The organism is Streptomyces sp. NPDC022910, assembly GCF_055561075.1.
Genome location: NZ_JBVHHL010000006.1, coordinates 1 through 16,260, shown reverse-complemented (window position 1 = coordinate 16,260; position 16,260 = coordinate 1). Strand labels below are relative to the sequence as shown.

The window sequence follows — 16,260 nt, the reverse complement described above, 5'->3', positions numbered from 1 at the left end:
GTCACGCCGCCTTCGGCGCGTTCACGTCCGCCGGCAGCGCCTTCTGCGCGACCTCGACGAGCGCGGCGAACGCGCCCGCGTCGTTGACGGCCAACTCCGCGAGGATCTTGCGGTCGACCTCGACGTTCGCGGCCTTCAGACCCTGGATGAAGCGGTTGTAGGTGATGCCGTTGGCGCGGGCAGCGGCGTTGATGCGCTGGATCCACAGCTGACGGAAGTCGCCCTTGCGCTTCTTGCGGTCGTTGTAGTTGTAGACCAGCGAGTGGGTGACCTGCTCCTTGGCCTTGCGGTACAGGCGCGAACGCTGACCGCGGTAGCCGGAGGCCTGCTCGAGGATCGCCCGGCGCTTCTTGTGGGCGTTGACTGCCCGCTTGACGCGTGCCACTTGTTAACTCCTTGTAGCGGGGCCGCGGGTGGACTCACGCGGCCCGGAATCGATTGGGTCCCGGTCCAGACGTACGGCGCTCACGCGCCGCCGCGTCACTTGCCGAGAAGCTTCTTGATCTTCTTGGCGTCGCCCGGGGCCATCTCGGCGTTGCCGGTGAGGCGACGCGTCAGACGGGACGACTTGTGCTCGAGCAGGTGGCGCTTGCCGGCGCGCTCACGGAGCACCTTGCCGGAGCCGGTGACCTTGAAGCGCTTGCTGGCACCGCTGTGCGACTTGTTCTTCGGCATAGCGCCGTTCTCTCCTCGTCGGTGGCGCTCCGGTGCCCGGTCGCTAAACCGGGCACGAGGGAGCGTCGTCTTGTATCGGTTACATCCTGGGACTGGCGTCCCGGGCTTTCCGGGGTCCGTACGTCCGCCCTGCGGCGGTCGTACGTCCGTACGTCCGGCTCCCCCGGGGCTCACGCCCCGGGATCAGGCCTCGGCGGAAGCCTCGGCCGGGGCCTCGGCGGTCTCGGCGTCGGCGGCGTTCTGCGAGCGACCGGGGTTGGCCTTCGCAGAAGCCTTGCGGGCCTCCTGCGCCTGTCGGGCCTCGGCCATCGCCTCGGTCTTCTTCTTGTGCGGACCGAGAACCATGATCATGTTGCGGCCGTCCTGCTTCGGGTTCGACTCGACGAAACCGAGGTCCTGGACGTCCTCCGCGAGACGCTGCAGCAGTCGGTAGCCCAGTTCGGGACGCGACTGCTCGCGGCCACGGAACATGATCGTGATCTTGACCTTGTCGCCCTGCTTGAGGAACCGAACGACGTGACCCTTCTTGGTGTCATAGTCGTGCGGGTCGATCTTCGGCCGGAGCTTCATCTCCTTGATGACCGTGTGCGCCTGGTTCTTGCGCGCCTCACGGGCCTTCATGGCCGACTCGTACTTGAACTTCCCGTAGTCCATGAGCTTGCACACGGGCGGACGGGCGTTCGCCGCGACCTCGACCAGGTCCAGGTCGTACTCCTGCGCAAGCTCCAGGGCCTTGGCAAGCGGCACGATGCCGACCTGCTCGCCACTGGGACCGACAAGTCGCACCTCGGGAACGCGAATCCGGTCGTTGATGCGGGGCTCGGTGCTGATGGATCCTCCTCGGTAGCACCATACGGCCGCCTGGCGGACAGCCGCGTATGTCTGGTTTGACATAATGACCAACCATCGCGGCGCATCAAAAATGCCCCGGACGGTGCACAGGCGGGACTCCGAACCTTCCGGAGCACCGCCGCGGTGACCGCGGGGCGCGCTTTCGGGCGACTCCACCGTCCGTACGGAACGGTGGTGGCCGCCTGACCGGTGACCCGCCGCCCCGGGGGGCAGCCAGGTGGGAGATCGGAGCCTCCACTTGTGGGCCGAGCACGCCGCTTTTCTCTTGGCGCGTCCGGCCGGTCGTCACACAAGGCTAGCAGCTCCCCGGGAGAGGTGCGAACCCGCGTGCACCGGGCATCCCCGCGCCGGTCCACGGCCCGCGCCGGGCCTCCCGTGCGCGGGAGCGGGTGCGCCGGGGCCTATCGTGTGGGGCATGAGTGACACCTCCCCCGACGGATCCCCGGCTTCCGCAGAATCCCCGGCCGCCGCCGAGAATCCCGACTTCGACGCCATGGCCCGTGACATCGCGGAGGTCCCCGCGGTCGAGGTGATCGTGACGGTCGCCGTCAACCTGATGAGCGCCGCCGCCGTGAAACTCGGTCTGACCGAGGAGGGTGACAAGTACAAGGACCTGGACGAGGCCCGCAAGCTGGTGCAGGCCCTCGCCGGTCTGCTCGACGCGAGCGCGACGGAGATCAGCTCCTTCCACGCGGCCCCCCTCCGCGACGGTCTGAAGTCGCTCCAGCTGGCGTTCCGCGAGGCGTCCATCGTCCCGGACGAGCCGGGCCAGGGGCCGGGAGAGAAGTACACCGGCCCCGTCTACGGCTAGGTCAGGGACTTCGACCGGTTCACCCGCGACCGGTTCACCGACGTACGAACAGGGGCTCGCCCGGCGGCGTCGTCCCGGCCGGCAGCACTGCCAGGTCGAGGCCGCGCACCAGGCGGGCCCTCAGCGTTTCGTCGGCGGCCATCCGCTGCGCCACCGTGCGGGCGGCCTCGGCGGGCTCGGCGGCCGGGTCCAGGACGAGTGCCAGGATGCCGTCCGCCTGTCCCCGGCCCAGGTAGGCGCGCAGCACCGCGGGCTCGGCGGCCACGGCGCTCCGTACGGCTTCGGTCACAGCCGGGTCGGTGAGCGGATCGGTCGTCGTGCGGCCCTCCGCGAGGGCCAGCAGCGCGGGACCCGTCAGCTCGAACGACACCGGCCCGGACATGTCCAGCACGATCGTGTCGGCCTTCTCGTGCACGGCAGCCTGGAGGGCCTGGTGCAGGGGAACGGCGACAGGACGGGCGGCGGGGTCCCAGCGGGCCAGCGCGTCCGTGGAGGTGAATGCGGGCAGCGCGGTGCGGCCCCCGGCCTTCAGAGTCGGTACGGCCATCTCGCTCGTCTTCTCGCGACGCAGTCCCTTCTCGTCTTCCTCGACCTCGCCGAGGACCGCGACGACGGGAACGAGGAGCCGCGCGCCCCTGAGCGCCTCGAGGACCGGGCCCACGGAGGTGCGGTCCTCGGCCCATGCGGCGAGCGCCGCGCTCAGCCGCGGGTCGGCGCGGCCGTCGTCGCCGGAGAAGCCGGAGTCGGGAATGTTCTTGTTCGCCACGGTCACCGACCCTATCGGGGGGTCTTTGCTGTGCTTGTGCCGACCCTGAAACACGACGGTCACGCGGTTCACGGGTTTCTCAGATTTTGCTGACACGGATCTCACGTCCGTCTAACGCCCCGCACAGCAGTAGCCCCGAGCATCGCGGCCATGGAGTCCCGCAGAGCCCACAGTCGCCGCCGCGCCCGCTCCTCCCGACGCCGCCCCGTCCTCTACACGGTGCTGGCGTCGGCCGTCATCGTCGGCGGTACGGCGGCCGGGACTGCGTATCTGAGGGCTCAGGCGCACGCCGACGCCGGCGCCGTATCGTCGCAGTCGTCGGCGACGCCCTCGGCGTCGGCAACGGCGAGCCAGGAGGAATCGGTGGAACCTGCGGCGGAACCCTCGGTGGACCGGGACGCGCTGCTGGAGAAGGCGATGAGGGCGGTGACCGTCGAGGAGGGCGCGGACGTAGCCGTGGCGGTGCTCGACGTGGACTCCGGTGACAGCGCCACGTTCGGCAACGGCACCTTCGACACGGCGAGCATCGTGAAAGTCGACATCCTGGCGACCCTGCTGCTCCAGGCGCAGGACGCGGACCGGCGCCTGACCGCGCGGGAGAAGACGTATGCCACCGCGATGATCGAGAACAGCGACAACGCCTCCGCGTCGGCGCTGTGGACCGCGATCGGGCGGGCGGACGGTCTCGACAGGGCCAACAAGCGCTTGGGTCTGACGGACACCGCGGGCGGCGACGGCGCGTTGTGGGGACTGACGCAGACCACGGCCGCCGACCAGCTCACCCTGCTCCAGCAGGTGTTCGGGGACGACTCCAAGCTGAGCGACACCTCGCAGAGGTATCTGCAGGGGCTCATGGGGAACATCGCCGCCGACCAGCACTGGGGCGTGTCCGCGGCCGCCGACGGCTCCCGGTGGGCGCTGAAGAACGGCTGGCTGGCGCGCAGTACGACCGGGCTGTGGGACATCAACAGCATCGGGCTGGTCACGGCCGACGGCCACGACTATCTGCTGGCGACGCTGTCGAACGGCAACTCCACGAAGGCCAGGGGGATTTCTCTGGTGGAGGCGGCCGCGCAGGCCGCGGTGTCCGCGTTCGCTTGAGTGGCCGGCGGCGCACCCTGCCGGGCGCGCTCTGCCAGGCGCCCTCAAAAGCCCCAAAGGCCCCTCGTACGCGCCCTGTTGCGGCCCCGCCACAGCACCACCGAAACCACCAGCAGCATCACGCCCAGGCCACCCGCCAGCGGGGCCGCCCAACTCAAGGAGCTCGCCTTGTCGCCCGCCGTGTCGGGGCCCGAGCCGAAGTACTTCCTGCCGTACGCCGCCGCGTGCAGGTCCTGCGGCTTGAGCTTGGCGGCCGCCTTGATGGCCGCCGCGGGGTCGACGAAGCCGAAGCCGCGGGAGTCGTCGCGCCCGCCGGTCGGGGCGTTGCGGGCCGTCTTCTCCAGGAGTTGCTTGATCTGGGGCGGGGTGAGGCCCGGACGGGCCGCCTTGATCAGCGCGACGGCGCCCGAGACGAACGCGGACGCCGCGCTGGTGCCCCAGCCCTCGTAGTACTTGCGGTCGGGGTCGGCGATGACGACGTCCACTCCGGGCGCGCTGACGGTGGCGTACCAGCGGCGGGTGGAGAAGGAGGCGCGGGTGCCGTAGCGGTCGACGGCGGTCGCGGCGATGACGCCCGGGTAGGCCGCCGGATACGAGATGTGGTCGCCCTTCTCTCCGCCGTTGCCGGCCGAGGCGACGACGACGGCGCCCTTCCCCAGCGCGTACTGCACCGCCTCGTCCTCGGCCGCTTCCGGGTGCGCCGAGTTGGAGTCGTCGCCGAGGGAGAGGTTGATGACGTCGGCGCCGTGGTCCGCGGCCCAGCGGATGCCCTCGGCGAGGGCGTTGCCGCGGGTGTTGCGCGCCCTGGTGCGGGCCTGGTCACCGTCCTCGAGGATGACGCGGACGGGCAGGATCTTCGCCTCGGGGGCGACGCCGATGACGCCGTCGGCGTCGCCGACGCCATGGCCGTGTCCGGCGATGATGCCGGCCATGGCGGTGCCGTGCCGGGCCCAGGCGCGGTCGCCGCGCTGGGCGCCGAAGCCGACCATGTCCTTGCCGGCCAGGACGTTGCCGGCCAGGTCGGGGTGGCTGCCGTCGACCCCGGTGTCGAGGACGGCGACGGTGATCCCCTTGCCCTCGGTCGTCTGCCAGGCCTCCTGGGTGTGCAGGGCCTCCAGGGCCCACTCCTGGGCGCGTATGCCGTCGGCGTGCGCCGCGGTGGCGGGCAGCAGGGCGAGGGAGCCGGCGAGGAGGACGGTGAGGAGCCGGACGCCGGTCCTGCGGGCGCTCATGACGGCTTCTCCGTGGCCGAGGTGACGGTCTTGTGGAGGGCGGCCTCGACACGGTCGGCGAGTCCGATCGCCTCGTTGCCGAGACCCGCCTGGGCGGGGGCCGTGGTGGCACCGGTCTCCATGGCTTCCTCGGCGGACTGCGGTTCGCTGACGGTGCGGCCGTCGGCGAAGCCGGAGACGGCGTAGACGACGACCGGGACGTCGGTGAGGACCGAGATCGTCCAGGAGGCGCGCTGTGCGTCACCGAAGCCCTCGGCGACGGTGCCCTTCGCGGCGTACGGGCGGGGCATGAGGTCGGTGCGCCGACCGAGGCCCTCCTTCTTGAAGCGGCTGTTCAGGGCAGTCGTGGCGGCGGCGTCGGCCCGGGTGAACAGCAGGCCGACGGTGGTGACATGGCTGCGCGTCGCGTCCGTGTAGGTGGCGCGCAGCAGCCGCAGACAGCCGGCGGGCGCGAGGGCCTTGCGCAGCAGGGGGTCGAAGGCGTCCTTGCAGCTGCCGTCCGGGGCGACGGCTATACGCGTCCAGGTGCGGTCGGCGCCGCCCGGGCCCGCGCCCGGTCCTTGGACGGTGCGCGGGAAGAGCTGGTCGACGGGGACGCTGTGCCACAGGCTCCCGGCTACGGTGAACGCGCCCCGGTCTCCGTCCGCCGAGCCGTCCCCGGTGAGCCAACTCCCGGTCGCCGCACCGCCGATGAGCCCGAGACCGAGCACCAGACAGGCGGCGGCCGCGGTGGCACGGGGGTGCATGCGGGCGCCGAAGGGGCGCCGTCGCGTGGTGCCGGCGTCGCGTGTGTCGGGCTCGGCGAAGGTCACGAAGGGACGCGTGGGGGCGGCGGGCCCGGTCTCGTCCCGCGGGGGCAGCAGGCGCGCGGTGGTCTCCACGATGCCTTCCGCGGTACGCGCGGGAACACCGGCCGACGGTGGCGCGTCCGGGAAGCGCGCGGAAGCCGCCGGCGGGGGCGGGCCGGCCGACTGGGCGTTCCGGTCGAGACGGAGGTTCGGGAACCGGGGAGACTCGGGCTTGTGCCGCGGCGAGGCGTCCGGGATGTCGCCGGAGACGACCGAGGGACGCTTGGGGTCAAAGGAGCCGATCCGGAAGGGACGCGCGGCCCCACCGGAACGCTCGGCGCCGGGCGGTCCGGGCGCATCGGCACCACCGGGCCGCTCAGCGGCTTCGCCCACACCGGGCTGGGTGGATGCGCCGACCGCACCGAAGTTCACCGAGGGACCGCCCGTGCCGGACCCGACCGGAGAACCGGCCGCCCCCGCACGGCCGGGAGCGTCGGCCGAACTCCACCGCCCCGAGGAGTCGTTCGCGCCGTGGCGCGGTGACGATCCGGGCGTGCCGGGCCGTGCCGGCGTGCCCTCGGCGCCGGGTTCTTGCGGGGAACCGTTCGCTGCCGACCGGTCCGGCGAACCGTTCGCCCCTTCTGCCGGCGGCATTCCCCTCCCGGTCGTCGGGGGCTGCTCGGGGCGGGACGCCACCGTGCGTGCGGGCGTCCTGCGGGGCGGGCCGCTGGGCCGGGGCGGTGTGGCGGCCGGCTGCGGCTGGGTCCCCACCCTCGTGGACTGCTCGGGGAGCGTCGGGAACGAGGACGCGCGGGCGGACGGTGCCTGAGGTGGCGCGGGGACCTCGGGCCGGGGCGCGTTCCCCGCTGTGGGCGGATGCTCGGGGCGGGGCGGAATCCGTTCCGCGGGCGGCTCGTCCGGCTGGGCCTGTGGGCGGGGCGGAGTCGTGGGGCGCGCAGGGATGGAGGCGCGGCGCGCTTCCGTGCTCATGCACCCCCCGTTTCGTTGTGGCCGGGCCGCCCCGGGCGCTGCCGGGGTGTTCGACCGCCCATGGGGAGCGGCCGGTCTGCGTGGTGCGGGACGGCCACCCCGTCCTGGGCAGGCATACCCGCGCGGGCGGACACCCACCCCAGGCGTACGCGCCCGGGCGGAGCCGCCGCTTCCCCGCGTGCGCGTCACTCTACGGGTTGAACCGCCCCGAACGGGAACCAGTCCGCAGCACCGGGGCATCTGCCCGGATCGTCCCCCTACCCTGCGGTAATCGCATCTGGCAGGCTTCGTTCATGACTGCCCGCGCCGCAGACCGGGCCCGCTACGACCGGGCCACCGCTCACCTCGACGCCCCTGTCGCGATCGTGGACCTGGAGGCGTTCGACGCGAACGCCGACGACCTCCTGCGCAGGGCCGGCGGCAAGCCGATCCGCGTCGCCAGCAAGTCCGTCCGCTGCCGTGCCCTCCTCGAACGCGTCCTGGCCCGGGACGGTTTCGCGGGCATCATGTCCTTCACGCTCGCCGAGTCCCTGTGGCTGGCCCGGTCCGGTTTCGACGACGTCCTGCTCGCCTACCCGTCGGCCGACCGGCACGCCTTCGCCGAACTGGCCGCCGACCCCAAGCTCGCCGCCGCCGTCACGGTGATGATCGACGACCCGGCCCAGCTGCGCCTCATCGACGACGCCCGCCAGGGCGGCACCGAAGAGGTGTGCGTCTGCCTGGAGTTGGACACCTCGCTCAAGCTGCTCGGCGGGCGCGTCCGGGTCGGCGCGCGGCGCTCACCTCTGCACTCCCCCGCCCAGGTCGCGGAGATGGCCCGCATGGTGGCGCGCACGCCGGGTTTCCGGCTGGTGGGGATCATGGCGTACGAGGGCCACATAGCCGGTGTCGGCGACGCGGTGGCCGGGCGGCCGGTGCGGTCACGGGCCATCCGGCTGATGCAGTCCGCGGCGCGCAGGGAGCTCGCCCAGCGGCGCGCCGATGTGGTGCGCGCGGTCCGCGCCGTGACACCGGACCTGGAGTTCGTCAACGGCGGCGGTACGGGCAGCGTGCAGCACACGGCCGCCGAGGACGCGGTGACCGAGATCGCGGCGGGCTCGGGGCTGTACGTGCCGCGGCTGTTCGACAACTACACCTCGTTCCAGGGGCGTCCGGCCGCGCTGTTCGCCCAGCCGGTCGTCCGCAGGCCGGGCGTCGGGGTGGTGACGGCGCTCGGCGGCGGCTATCCCGCGTCGGGCGCCGCGGGCCGCGACCGGCTGCCGGTCCCGTATCTGCCCGAGGGGCTGAGGTACGACCCCCAGGAGGGCCCCGGCGAGGTGCAGACACCGCTGCTGGGCGCCCCCGCCGATGACCTCCTCATCGGTGACAAGGTGTGGTTCCGGCACGCGAAGGCGGGCGAGCTGTGCGAGCGTTTCGACGTGCTGCACCTGGTGGAGGGCGACGAGGTCACGGCGACCGTGCCGACGTACCGCGGCGAGGGGCACACTTTCCTCTGAGCCCTCTGAGCCTTCGGTGCCGGCCCTTCAGCGCGTCGGGCCCAGGCTGCTGCCCACTCCCCCGCCCGTCACCGCGTCGCCGACCGGCCTGATCCCCTTGGTGATCCAGTCCATGTCGGACAGCGGCGGCCCGTCCGGGCCCGCGTCGAAGGCGAAGCGGACGATGACCGGAGCCTGCGAGCCCACACTGGACGGGAAGGCCAGCGACTGGACGTAAGCCCCGGGCCCTTTCGCGGTGGTGACGTGCCAGCGCACGAAGTACCCGGCGCGGCCGGCGACGGCGATCTGGCCCTCTTGGACGAGCCGATGGGACGTGACGCCGCCGAAGGGACGGCTGCCTGTCCCGTCGCGGTCGTACTCCGCGTTCGCGGCGTCCGCGATGTCGCCCTCGGCGAGCGCCTTGGGGGAGGCGTCCGCGCCGGCCGTGGCGGTGCGTGAAAGGACCCGCCCGTGACGACAGAAGCCGGGGTCGCCCGGGCAGTCGTACGTGCCCGGAGTGGTCAGCACGACGTCGTCCTCGGCGACGTTCTCGGGCCTCGCCCACCCCTGGAGCACCGGGAAGGTGATGCCGTTGAGGTCGTCCACGACGACGTTCGGGTCCCCGGTGGCGGAGGCGGACGGGGTGGGCGACGGCTCCTGGCCGGTGGGCGTGGAAGCCGCCGGCGTGGGCGAGGACCTGGCCTGCGCGGCACCCCCGCCGGCACGGCCGAGGACGACCGCGCCGGTGACGATCGCCGCGACCAGGACCGCCCCGGCCGCGACGAGCGCGACCGCCTTGGCACGCCGGGAACCCCGGCCGTCCGGCGGCTGCGGGGGCAGCAGGGTCGGCACGGGCTCCTCGGGCTGACGCCGGTGGTCCGTCCACGCGGCTCCGTCCCACCAGCGTTCGGTGAGGGGGTACGACGGGTCGCGGTACCAGCCGGGCGGAGGCGTACTGCTCATCCCGGCAACTCTAGGCCGTGCCGGCAGGCGTCATACAGGGCCTGCCTCAACTCGCCCCGTACACCGTGTCCTTCTGGTCGGGCACCACCGAACCGTCCTCCCGCAGCACCGGCCCCCGGCTGCCGTCCGGCTCGTTGTATGCCGTCGTCGAGCATGGGTACGGGTCGGGTTTGCGCGGCAGCGGCTCGATGAACATGGGGTTGACCAGCCAGCGCCCGTCGGCGTCGTCGTACGCCCTGCACATCAGCTCGCTCTTGTTCCGGTTGATCACCAGGTGGGCGCCGGTGGCGTCGCCGACGAAGGTGACGTCGGTGTCGGCGTCGCCCGCCGCGAGCACGGGCCGATGCGCCGCGTCCTGCTTCCGCCAGGCTGCGGAACCCCGGATGCGGTAGATCTCCTCGTTGATCCAGCAGCGCTTGCCGTCGACGTACGGGATGGCCTCGCCCCGGCTCGGGGGGACGTCCCCGCAGCCCTCGGTGCGGGTGGTGATGCGGCCGCGGCGGTCGAGGACCGAACGGATGGCGATGGTGTGCGCGGCATCCACGCCGACACCGCGCGACCACACCTCGGTGACGGGTTCGAAGCCGGCGGAGACGATGTAGACGTCGAACCGGGCCTGGTGGAGCGTACGGATCAGATCGCGCTGCTGGGCGTAGTAGCGGACGTACGCCGGGACCGTGTGGGTGCCGAGGACCCGGGTCGCGCCGACGGGTGCCGCGAGGGACTCCGCGCGGGCTTCGCGGGCGTACGAGGACACTTCGGCGACGGTGTGGCCCGCGAGGAGCTGGGGCACCCAGGCGTACTGCGGGACGGTGCGCCGGTGGTTCCAGCGGCCGGCGAAGGCCGCGGCACCGCTCATGGTCCTGCCGTCGTCGTGGATCTCGAGAATCTCGTCGGTGCAGCGGGGTTCCGTGGAGGTCGGCAGGGGCGCGCCGACGGGAGTGCCGGTACCGCACGCCTCGGTGAGGGCCCGGTCGGCGTCGTCGGTGAGCCACTCGCTGGTGTCCTTCCAGCGGGCGGGGCGCAGGATCTTGTCGTGTTCGAGAGCCCAGTAGAGGGTGGTGTCGGTGACGTCGTTCTTGGTGACCGTGTTGTCCCAGTCGAAGACGGCGACGGGATGGCCGGCGGACTCGGAGCAGGTTCCCCGCTCGTCGATCAGCCGCTGCAGGCGCTCCCGGTTGTCGCCGTACCAACTTCCCGTGAGGCGGGGGCACTTGGTGCGCGGGGCCGCGGCGGCTGATGAGGGCGGTGCGGCCGCCAGGGCGGCGGCCGCGACCAGGGTCCACGCGAGGAGGTGTCTCATATGACGTGGACCGTACCCTTTTGCCCCCTACAGGGGCGTGACGTACGCGCCCGAGATTCCGCCGTCCACCAGGAAGTCGGTGGCGTTCACGAAGGAGGAGTCGTCGCTGGCGAGGAAGGCGACCGCCGCGGCGATCTCCTCGGCCTCCGCGAACCGGCCAACCGGGATGTGCACCAGGCGGCGCGCGGCCCGTTCGGGGTCCTTGGCGAACAGCTCCTGCAGCAGCGGGGTGTTGACCGGCCCGGGGCACAGGGCGTTGACCCGGATGCCCTCCCGGGCGAACTGCACGCCGAGTTCCCGGGACATGGCGAGCACACCGCCCTTGGAGGCCGTGTACGAGATCTGCGAGGTGGCCGCGCCCATGCGGGCGACGAACGACGCCGTGTTGATGATGGAGCCCTTGCCCTGGCGCCGCATATAGGGGATGGCGGCCTTGCAGCACAGGTAGACGGAGGTCAGGTTGACCTCCTGGACCCGCTTCCACGCCTCCAGGCCGGTCTCCAGGATCGAGTCGTCGTCGGGCGGCGAGATGCCCGCGTTGTTGAAGGCGATGTCGACGGAGCCGTAGCTGTCGTACGCGGCCTTGAAGAGAGCCTCGACCTGCTCGGCGTCGGTGACGTCGACCCTCACGAACAGTCCGCCGACCTCCTCGGCGGCCGCCTTGCCGCGGGTCTCGTCGACGTCGCCGCAGACCACGTGGGCTCCCTCGGAGGCGAGCCGGCGGGCGGTGGCGAGGCCGATGCCGCTGCCGGCACCGGTGATGACGGCGGTACGGCCGACCAGGCGTCGGCAGATGGTGTCCGGTGTCTGAGAGGTCACTGTGCGGGGCCCTCCGTGCTGATGAAGACGTTCTTGGTTTCGGTGAAGGCGGTCAGGGCGTCCGGGCCGAGTTCGCGGCCGATCCCCGACTGCTTGAAGCCGCCGAACGGGGTCCAGTAGCGGACGCTGGAGTGCGAGTTGACGGACAGGTTGCCGGCGCGGACGGCCTGGGAGACGCGCAGCGCCCGGCCGACGTCCCGGGTCCAGATGGAGCCGGAGAGCCCGTACGACGTCTCGTTGGCGAGGCGGATCGCGTCGGCCTCGTCCTCGAAGGGCAGGACGACGGCCACGGGGCCGAAGACCTCCTCGACGGCCACGCGCGCGTGCGGGTCGACGCCGGTGAGCACGGTGGGCGGGAACCAGAAGCCGGGGCCCTCAGGGGCCTTGCCGCGGATGCCGGGTGCGTCGGCGGCGACGTACGAACGCACCCGTTCCAGCTGCACCTTGGAGATCAGCGGGCCCATTTGGGTGCTCTCCTTTGCCGGGTCGCCGACCAGGACCGACTCGACGGCGGGGGCGAGGAGGCCGAGGAAGCGGTCGTATGCGGAGCGCTGGACGAGAATGCGGGTACGGGCGCAGCAGTCCTGCCCGGAGTTGTCGAGGAAGGACATGGGGGCGGCGGCCGCGGCGGCGTCGAGGTCGGCGTCCGCGAAGACGATGTTGGGGCTCTTGCCGCCGAGTTCGAGGGTGACGCGCTTGAGGAGGGCGGAGCCCTTCGCCAGCACCTGCTTGCCCACGGTCGTGGACCCGGTGAAGACGATCTTTGCGACGCCCGGGTGCTCGACGAGCGCATTGCCCGCGATGGGGCCGGCGCCCGGCACCACCTGGAACAGACCCTCCGGCAGCCCGGCCTCCAGAGCCAGCTCGGCCAGCCGCAGGGCGGTGAGCGGGGTCGTCTCGGCGGGCTTCAGGATCACCGCGTTGCCCGCCGCGAGCGCGGGGGCCGTGCCCCACGCCGCGATCGGCATCGGGAAGTTCCAGGGCGCGATGACGCCCACGACACCGAGCGGTTCGAGGATCGTGACGTCGAGCCCGCCCGGGACCGGGATCTGACGGCCGGTGAGCCGCTCCACGCCACCGGCCGCGTAGTCGAGCAGGTCGCGGACGTTGCCCGCCTCCCAGCGGGCGTTGCCGATCGTGTGTCCGGCCTCACGGACCTCCAGCCGGGCCAGTTCCTCCAGGTGTTCGTCGACGGTCACGGCGAACCGGCGCAGCAGCCTGGCCCGGTCGCCGGGCGGCAGGGCGGCCCACCGGGACTGCGCCTGCGCGGCCCGTACGACGGCGGCGTCCACGTCGGCCGCGGTGGCGGCGGGGACGGTGGCGACGACCTCCTCGGTGGCCGGGTTGAGTACCTGCAGATCGAGCTCGTGCGACACGAAAGAACCTTTCACATGCGTTCGAAGGAGCGGCGCAGCTCCCAGTCGGTCACCGCGGCATCGAAGGCGGCCAGCTCGACGCGGGCCATGTTGAGGTAGTGCGCGACCACCTCGTCGCCGAAGGCGGCCTTGGCGATGGCGCTGTTCTCCCAGAGTTCGGCGGCCTCGCGCAGGGTGGTGGGCACATGCTCGTAGTCGGCGGTGTAGGCGTTGCCCGGGCACGGCTCGGGAAGCTCCAGCTTCTGCTCGACGCCGTACAGCCCGGCCGCGACCATCCCGGCGACCGCGAGGTGCGGGTTGACGTCGCCGCCGGGCACCCGGTTCTCGAACCGCAGCGAGCGGCCGTGGCCGACGACCCGCAGGGCGCAGGTGCGGTTGTCGTACCCCCAGGCGACCGCGGTCGGGGCGAAGGATCCGGGTTGGAACCGCTTGTAGGAGTTGATGCCCGGCGCGTAGAGGAGCGAGAAGTCACGCAGGGCGGCGAGCTGTCCGGCGAGGAAGTGCCGCATGGTCGGCGACATCCCGCCGGGATCACCGGCCGAACCGGCCATGACGTTACGGCCGTGCTCGTCGGCGAGCGAGAGATGGATATGACAGGAGTTGCCCTCGCGCTCGTTGTACTTGGCCATGAAGGTGATCGAGACGCCTTCCTGGGCCGCGATCTCCTTGGCGCCGGTCTTGTAGATCGCGTGCTGGTCGCAGGTGACCAGCGCCTCGTCGTACCGGAACGCGATCTCGTGCTGGCCGGGGTTGCACTCGCCCTTGGCGGACTCGACGGTCAGGCCGGCGCCCGCCATCTCGTTGCGGATACGGCGCAGCAGGGGCTCGATCCGTCCCGTGCCGAGCACGGAGTAGTCGATGTTGTACTGGTTGGCCGGGGTCAGGCCCCGGTAGTTCGCGTCCCAGGCCTGCTCGTAGGTGTCCTTGAAGACGATGAACTCCAGCTCGGTGCCGACCTGGGCGGTGTACCCGAGGGCGGCAAGGCGCTCCAGCTGCCGGCGGAGGATCTGGCGGGGAGCGGCGACCACGGGCGAACCGTCGTTCCATGCGAGGTCGGCGATGAGCATGGCCGTACCCTCGTTCCACGGCACCCGGCGCAGTGTGCTCAGGTCCGCGTGCAGAGCGAAGTCGCCGTAGCCGCGGTCCCAGGAGGACATGTCGTAGCCGTCGACCGTGTTCATCTCGGTGTCGACGGCGAGAAGGTAGTTGCAGCCCTCCGTGCCGTGCTCCAGGACCTCATCGAGGAAGAAGCGCGCGGCGAACCGCTTGCCCTGCAGACGCCCTTGCATGTCGGGAAAGGCCAGGACGACAGTGTCGATCTCGCCGCCCGCGACGAGGGCGTGCAGCTCCTCGACACCGAGCGGGGGTGTGCGGTGTGCCACGGGAGGTCTCCTTCGGTCCGCCGAGAGCCATAAGGTATTTCCGAGAACCATTGCTTGGGAAGGGGGCGCGGCCAGATGTCGCAGGCGGAACCCGGCGGCGGCTTCCGCGGCCCGCAGGACCGGTTGACGCCGGTACTGCGGCCCGTACGGGCCGGCAACGGCTTCGAGGAGGCTTTGGAGCAGATCCTCCAGGTCGTCCGCCTCGGGCTGGTGCCCGGGGGCGAGCGACTGCCCGCGGAGCGGGAGCTGGCGGAGCGGCTGGGCATCAGCCGGGTGACGCTGCGCGAGGTGCTGAAGGTGCTCCAGGACCAGGGGCTCGTGGAGTCGCGGCGCGGCCGGTACGGCGGCACGTTCGTGCGTCCGAGGGTCGACGCCGGCGGCGAGGACGAGCTGCGTCGGCGCATCGAGAAGGTCGACATCGAGGACGTGCTGCGGTTCCGCGAGGTACTGGAGGTGGGGGCGGCGGGCCTGTGCGCGACCCACGGCCTCACGGGGGAGCAGGCCGGCCGGCTGCGGGAGGGGCTGGCGCGCACACAGGACGCACCGCTCGCGGAGTACCGGCGTCTGGACACCCTGCTGCACCTGACGCTGGCCGAACTGTGCGGGTCGCCTTCGCTGACGGCGCAGTACGCGGCCGTACGGGCCACGGTGAACGATCTGCTGGACTGCATCCCCCTGCTGGTGCGGAACCTGGAGCACTCGCAGCGGCAGCACGAGGCGCTGGTGGAGGCGGTGCTCGACGGGGACGCGGACGGCGCGCGGGAGATGATGCGGGAGCACTGCGCGGGGACGGCGGCGCTGCTGCGGGGGTTTCTGGCGTGAGGAGCCCTTGCGACGTGCTCTTGCCGCGGCACCCGGCACCCCGTAAAGGTATGAACGTGTGCCATTGTAAGCCTGGGAGGCCCGTATGACCGGACGGCCGCTGATCGGTGTGAGCACGTATCTGGAGGCCGGTGTGCGCTGGGGTTTCTGGGAGCTGGACGCGGCACTGCTGCCGGTGGGCTACCCGCGGCTGGTGCAGCGGGCCGGCGGCCTGGCCGCGATGCTGCCGCCCGACGATCCGGCGCACGCGGCGGCGACGGTGGCCCGGCTGGACGGCCTGGTGATCGCGGGCGGCCCGGATGTCGAGCCGTCCCGCTACGGAGCGGAGCGCTCCCCGCGGACGGGGCCGCCCGCGCCCGCGCGTGATGCCTGGGAACTCGCCCTGATCGAGGCGGCGTTGGCGTCCGGAACACCGCTGCTCGGCATCTGCCGCGGGATGCAGCTGCTGAACGTCGCCGTGGGCGGCACGCTCGTACAGCACATCGACGGGCACGCGGAGGTCGTCGGCGTCTTCGGCCACCACCCGGTCAAGCCGGTGCCCGGCACGCTGTACGCCGAGGCCGTCCCGGAGGAGATCTCCGTGCCGACCTACCACCACCAGGCCGTGGACCGCCTCGGCGAGGGTCTCGTCGCGTCGGCGCACGCGGCGGACGGCACGGTGGAGGCCGTCGAACTCCCGTCCGCCGACTGGGTGTTGGGCGTCCAGTGGCATCCGGAGATGGACGAGGACCTACGGGTGATGCGGGCGCTCGTACGAGCCGCGTCCTAGTACTACAGGGATAGATCTCTGTGGGTGGTTGCGGCAAGATGGTCTTCCGTGAGTGCGCAAGATCTGGTCGAGGACGAGTTGGCGGCGGAGGACCTCCAGGCCCTGGATACGGAGTTCGAGGCAGTGTGCGCCCGGA

The 16,260-nt window shown here is 72.0% G+C and carries 17 protein-coding genes; 6 read left to right on the top strand and 11 right to left on the bottom strand.

The annotated features are described in order from the left end of the window. Position 1: 1 nt before the first annotated feature. The 3 genes from rplT to infC form a co-directional block, all read right to left on the bottom strand. Positions 2 to 385, bottom strand: a complete 384-nt coding sequence (gene rplT / locus ACZ3TS_RS07800) for a 50S ribosomal protein L20 (protein WP_055492778.1) — start codon at positions 383 to 385, stop codon at positions 2 to 4. Between the two features lie 95 nt (positions 386 to 480). After that, on the bottom strand, positions 481 to 675 hold the full coding sequence (rpmI, locus tag ACZ3TS_RS07795) for a 50S ribosomal protein L35 (protein WP_007829094.1): 195 nt from the start codon (positions 673 to 675) through the stop codon (positions 481 to 483). Positions 676 to 858: 183 nt separating this feature from the next. Next, on the bottom strand, positions 859 to 1,569 hold the full coding sequence (gene infC, locus ACZ3TS_RS07790) for a translation initiation factor IF-3 (protein ID WP_467614609.1): 711 nt from the start codon (positions 1,567 to 1,569) through the stop codon (positions 859 to 861). Positions 1,570 to 1,942: 373 nt separating this feature from the next. On the opposite strand from infC, the gene ACZ3TS_RS07785 reads away from it, so the two are divergent. Beyond that, complete coding sequence (locus tag ACZ3TS_RS07785) at positions 1,943 to 2,338, top strand: DUF1844 domain-containing protein (RefSeq protein ID WP_467614607.1); 396 nt, start codon at positions 1,943 to 1,945, stop codon at positions 2,336 to 2,338. A gap of 34 nt (positions 2,339 to 2,372) precedes the next feature. Here ACZ3TS_RS07785 and ACZ3TS_RS07780 read toward each other — a convergent pair whose 3' ends face one another. Further along, positions 2,373 to 3,104: an SseB family protein gene (locus ACZ3TS_RS07780; protein ID WP_467614604.1), complete on the bottom strand. Its 732-nt coding sequence runs from the start codon at positions 3,102 to 3,104 to the stop codon at positions 2,373 to 2,375. Positions 3,105 to 3,254: 150 nt separating this feature from the next. On the opposite strand from ACZ3TS_RS07780, the gene ACZ3TS_RS07775 reads away from it, so the two are divergent. Next, positions 3,255 to 4,205 (top strand): serine hydrolase, encoded by a 951-nt coding sequence (locus ACZ3TS_RS07775; protein WP_467614601.1) that lies wholly within the window; start codon positions 3,255 to 3,257, stop codon positions 4,203 to 4,205. Positions 4,206 to 4,249: 44 nt separating this feature from the next. Here ACZ3TS_RS07775 and mycP read toward each other — a convergent pair whose 3' ends face one another. Next, complete coding sequence (gene mycP / locus ACZ3TS_RS07770) at positions 4,250 to 5,437, bottom strand: type VII secretion-associated serine protease mycosin (protein WP_467614599.1); 1,188 nt, start codon at positions 5,435 to 5,437, stop codon at positions 4,250 to 4,252. Beyond that, on the bottom strand, positions 5,434 to 6,618 hold the full coding sequence (locus ACZ3TS_RS07765; protein WP_467614596.1) for a hypothetical protein: 1,185 nt from the start codon (positions 6,616 to 6,618) through the stop codon (positions 5,434 to 5,436). Before ACZ3TS_RS07765 ends, mycP begins: the two co-directional genes overlap by 4 nt. A gap of 10 nt (positions 6,619 to 6,628) precedes the next feature. Here ACZ3TS_RS07765 and ACZ3TS_RS07760 point away from each other — a divergent pair, with 10 nt between their 5' ends. Next, a complete protein-coding gene (locus ACZ3TS_RS07760; protein WP_467614593.1) occupies positions 6,629 to 7,054 on the top strand; it encodes a hypothetical protein in 426 nt (141 codons plus the stop codon). 454 nt (positions 7,055 to 7,508) lie between these two features. After that, a complete protein-coding gene (locus tag ACZ3TS_RS07755) occupies positions 7,509 to 8,711 on the top strand; it encodes an amino acid deaminase/aldolase (protein ID WP_467614591.1) in 1,203 nt (400 codons plus the stop codon). Positions 8,712 to 8,738: 27 nt separating this feature from the next. On the opposite strand, the gene ACZ3TS_RS07750 is transcribed toward ACZ3TS_RS07755, so the two are convergent. Genes ACZ3TS_RS07750 through ACZ3TS_RS07730 form a run of 5 tightly spaced genes read right to left on the bottom strand, consistent with a single transcriptional unit; the run spans position 8,739 to position 14,533 of the window. Continuing rightward, positions 8,739 to 9,653, bottom strand: coding sequence for a DUF2510 domain-containing protein (locus tag ACZ3TS_RS07750; protein WP_467614588.1), 915 nt, complete (start codon positions 9,651 to 9,653; stop codon positions 8,739 to 8,741). Positions 9,654 to 9,699: 46 nt separating this feature from the next. Next, a complete protein-coding gene (locus ACZ3TS_RS07745) occupies positions 9,700 to 10,956 on the bottom strand; it encodes an HAD family hydrolase (protein ID WP_467614586.1) in 1,257 nt (418 codons plus the stop codon). A gap of 27 nt (positions 10,957 to 10,983) precedes the next feature. Then, positions 10,984 to 11,775, bottom strand: coding sequence for a 3-oxoacyl-ACP reductase (locus ACZ3TS_RS07740; protein WP_467614584.1), 792 nt, complete (start codon positions 11,773 to 11,775; stop codon positions 10,984 to 10,986). Continuing rightward, complete coding sequence (locus ACZ3TS_RS07735) at positions 11,772 to 13,151, bottom strand: aldehyde dehydrogenase family protein (RefSeq protein ID WP_467614581.1); 1,380 nt, start codon at positions 13,149 to 13,151, stop codon at positions 11,772 to 11,774. Before ACZ3TS_RS07735 ends, ACZ3TS_RS07740 begins: the two co-directional genes overlap by 4 nt. Positions 13,152 to 13,162: 11 nt before the next feature. Next, positions 13,163 to 14,533, bottom strand: a complete 1,371-nt coding sequence (locus ACZ3TS_RS07730) for a glutamine synthetase family protein (RefSeq protein ID WP_467614579.1) — start codon at positions 14,531 to 14,533, stop codon at positions 13,163 to 13,165. 75 nt (positions 14,534 to 14,608) lie between these two features. Here ACZ3TS_RS07730 and ACZ3TS_RS07725 point away from each other — a divergent pair, with 75 nt between their 5' ends. After that, complete coding sequence (locus tag ACZ3TS_RS07725) at positions 14,609 to 15,355, top strand: FadR/GntR family transcriptional regulator (RefSeq protein ID WP_467614577.1); 747 nt, start codon at positions 14,609 to 14,611, stop codon at positions 15,353 to 15,355. 85 nt (positions 15,356 to 15,440) lie between these two features. Continuing rightward, positions 15,441 to 16,124: a gamma-glutamyl-gamma-aminobutyrate hydrolase family protein gene (locus ACZ3TS_RS07720; protein WP_467614574.1), complete on the top strand. Its 684-nt coding sequence runs from the start codon at positions 15,441 to 15,443 to the stop codon at positions 16,122 to 16,124. Positions 16,125 to 16,260 lie beyond the last annotated feature (136 nt).

Bases quoted from the DNA above. Each gene is read 5' to 3' on its own strand.
- rpmI (WP_007829094.1), bottom strand. From the start codon at position 675: ATGCCGAAGAACAAGTCGCACAGCGGTGCCAGCAAGCGCTTCAAGGTC.
- infC (WP_467614609.1), bottom strand. From the start codon at position 1,569: ATGTCAAACCAGACATACGCGGCTGTCCGCCAGGCGGCCGTATGGTGC.
- ACZ3TS_RS07785 (WP_467614607.1), top strand. From the start codon at position 1,943: ATGAGTGACACCTCCCCCGACGGATCCCCGGCTTCCGCAGAATCCCCG.
- ACZ3TS_RS07775 (WP_467614601.1), top strand. From the start codon at position 3,255: ATGGAGTCCCGCAGAGCCCACAGTCGCCGCCGCGCCCGCTCCTCCCGA.
- mycP (WP_467614599.1), bottom strand. From the start codon at position 5,437: ATGAGCGCCCGCAGGACCGGCGTCCGGCTCCTCACCGTCCTCCTCGCC.
- ACZ3TS_RS07755 (WP_467614591.1), top strand. From the start codon at position 7,509: ATGACTGCCCGCGCCGCAGACCGGGCCCGCTACGACCGGGCCACCGCT.
- ACZ3TS_RS07750 (WP_467614588.1), bottom strand. From the start codon at position 9,653: ATGAGCAGTACGCCTCCGCCCGGCTGGTACCGCGACCCGTCGTACCCC.
- ACZ3TS_RS07745 (WP_467614586.1), bottom strand. From the start codon at position 10,956: ATGAGACACCTCCTCGCGTGGACCCTGGTCGCGGCCGCCGCCCTGGCG.
- ACZ3TS_RS07725 (WP_467614577.1), top strand. From the start codon at position 14,609: ATGTCGCAGGCGGAACCCGGCGGCGGCTTCCGCGGCCCGCAGGACCGG.
- ACZ3TS_RS07720 (WP_467614574.1), top strand. From the start codon at position 15,441: ATGACCGGACGGCCGCTGATCGGTGTGAGCACGTATCTGGAGGCCGGT.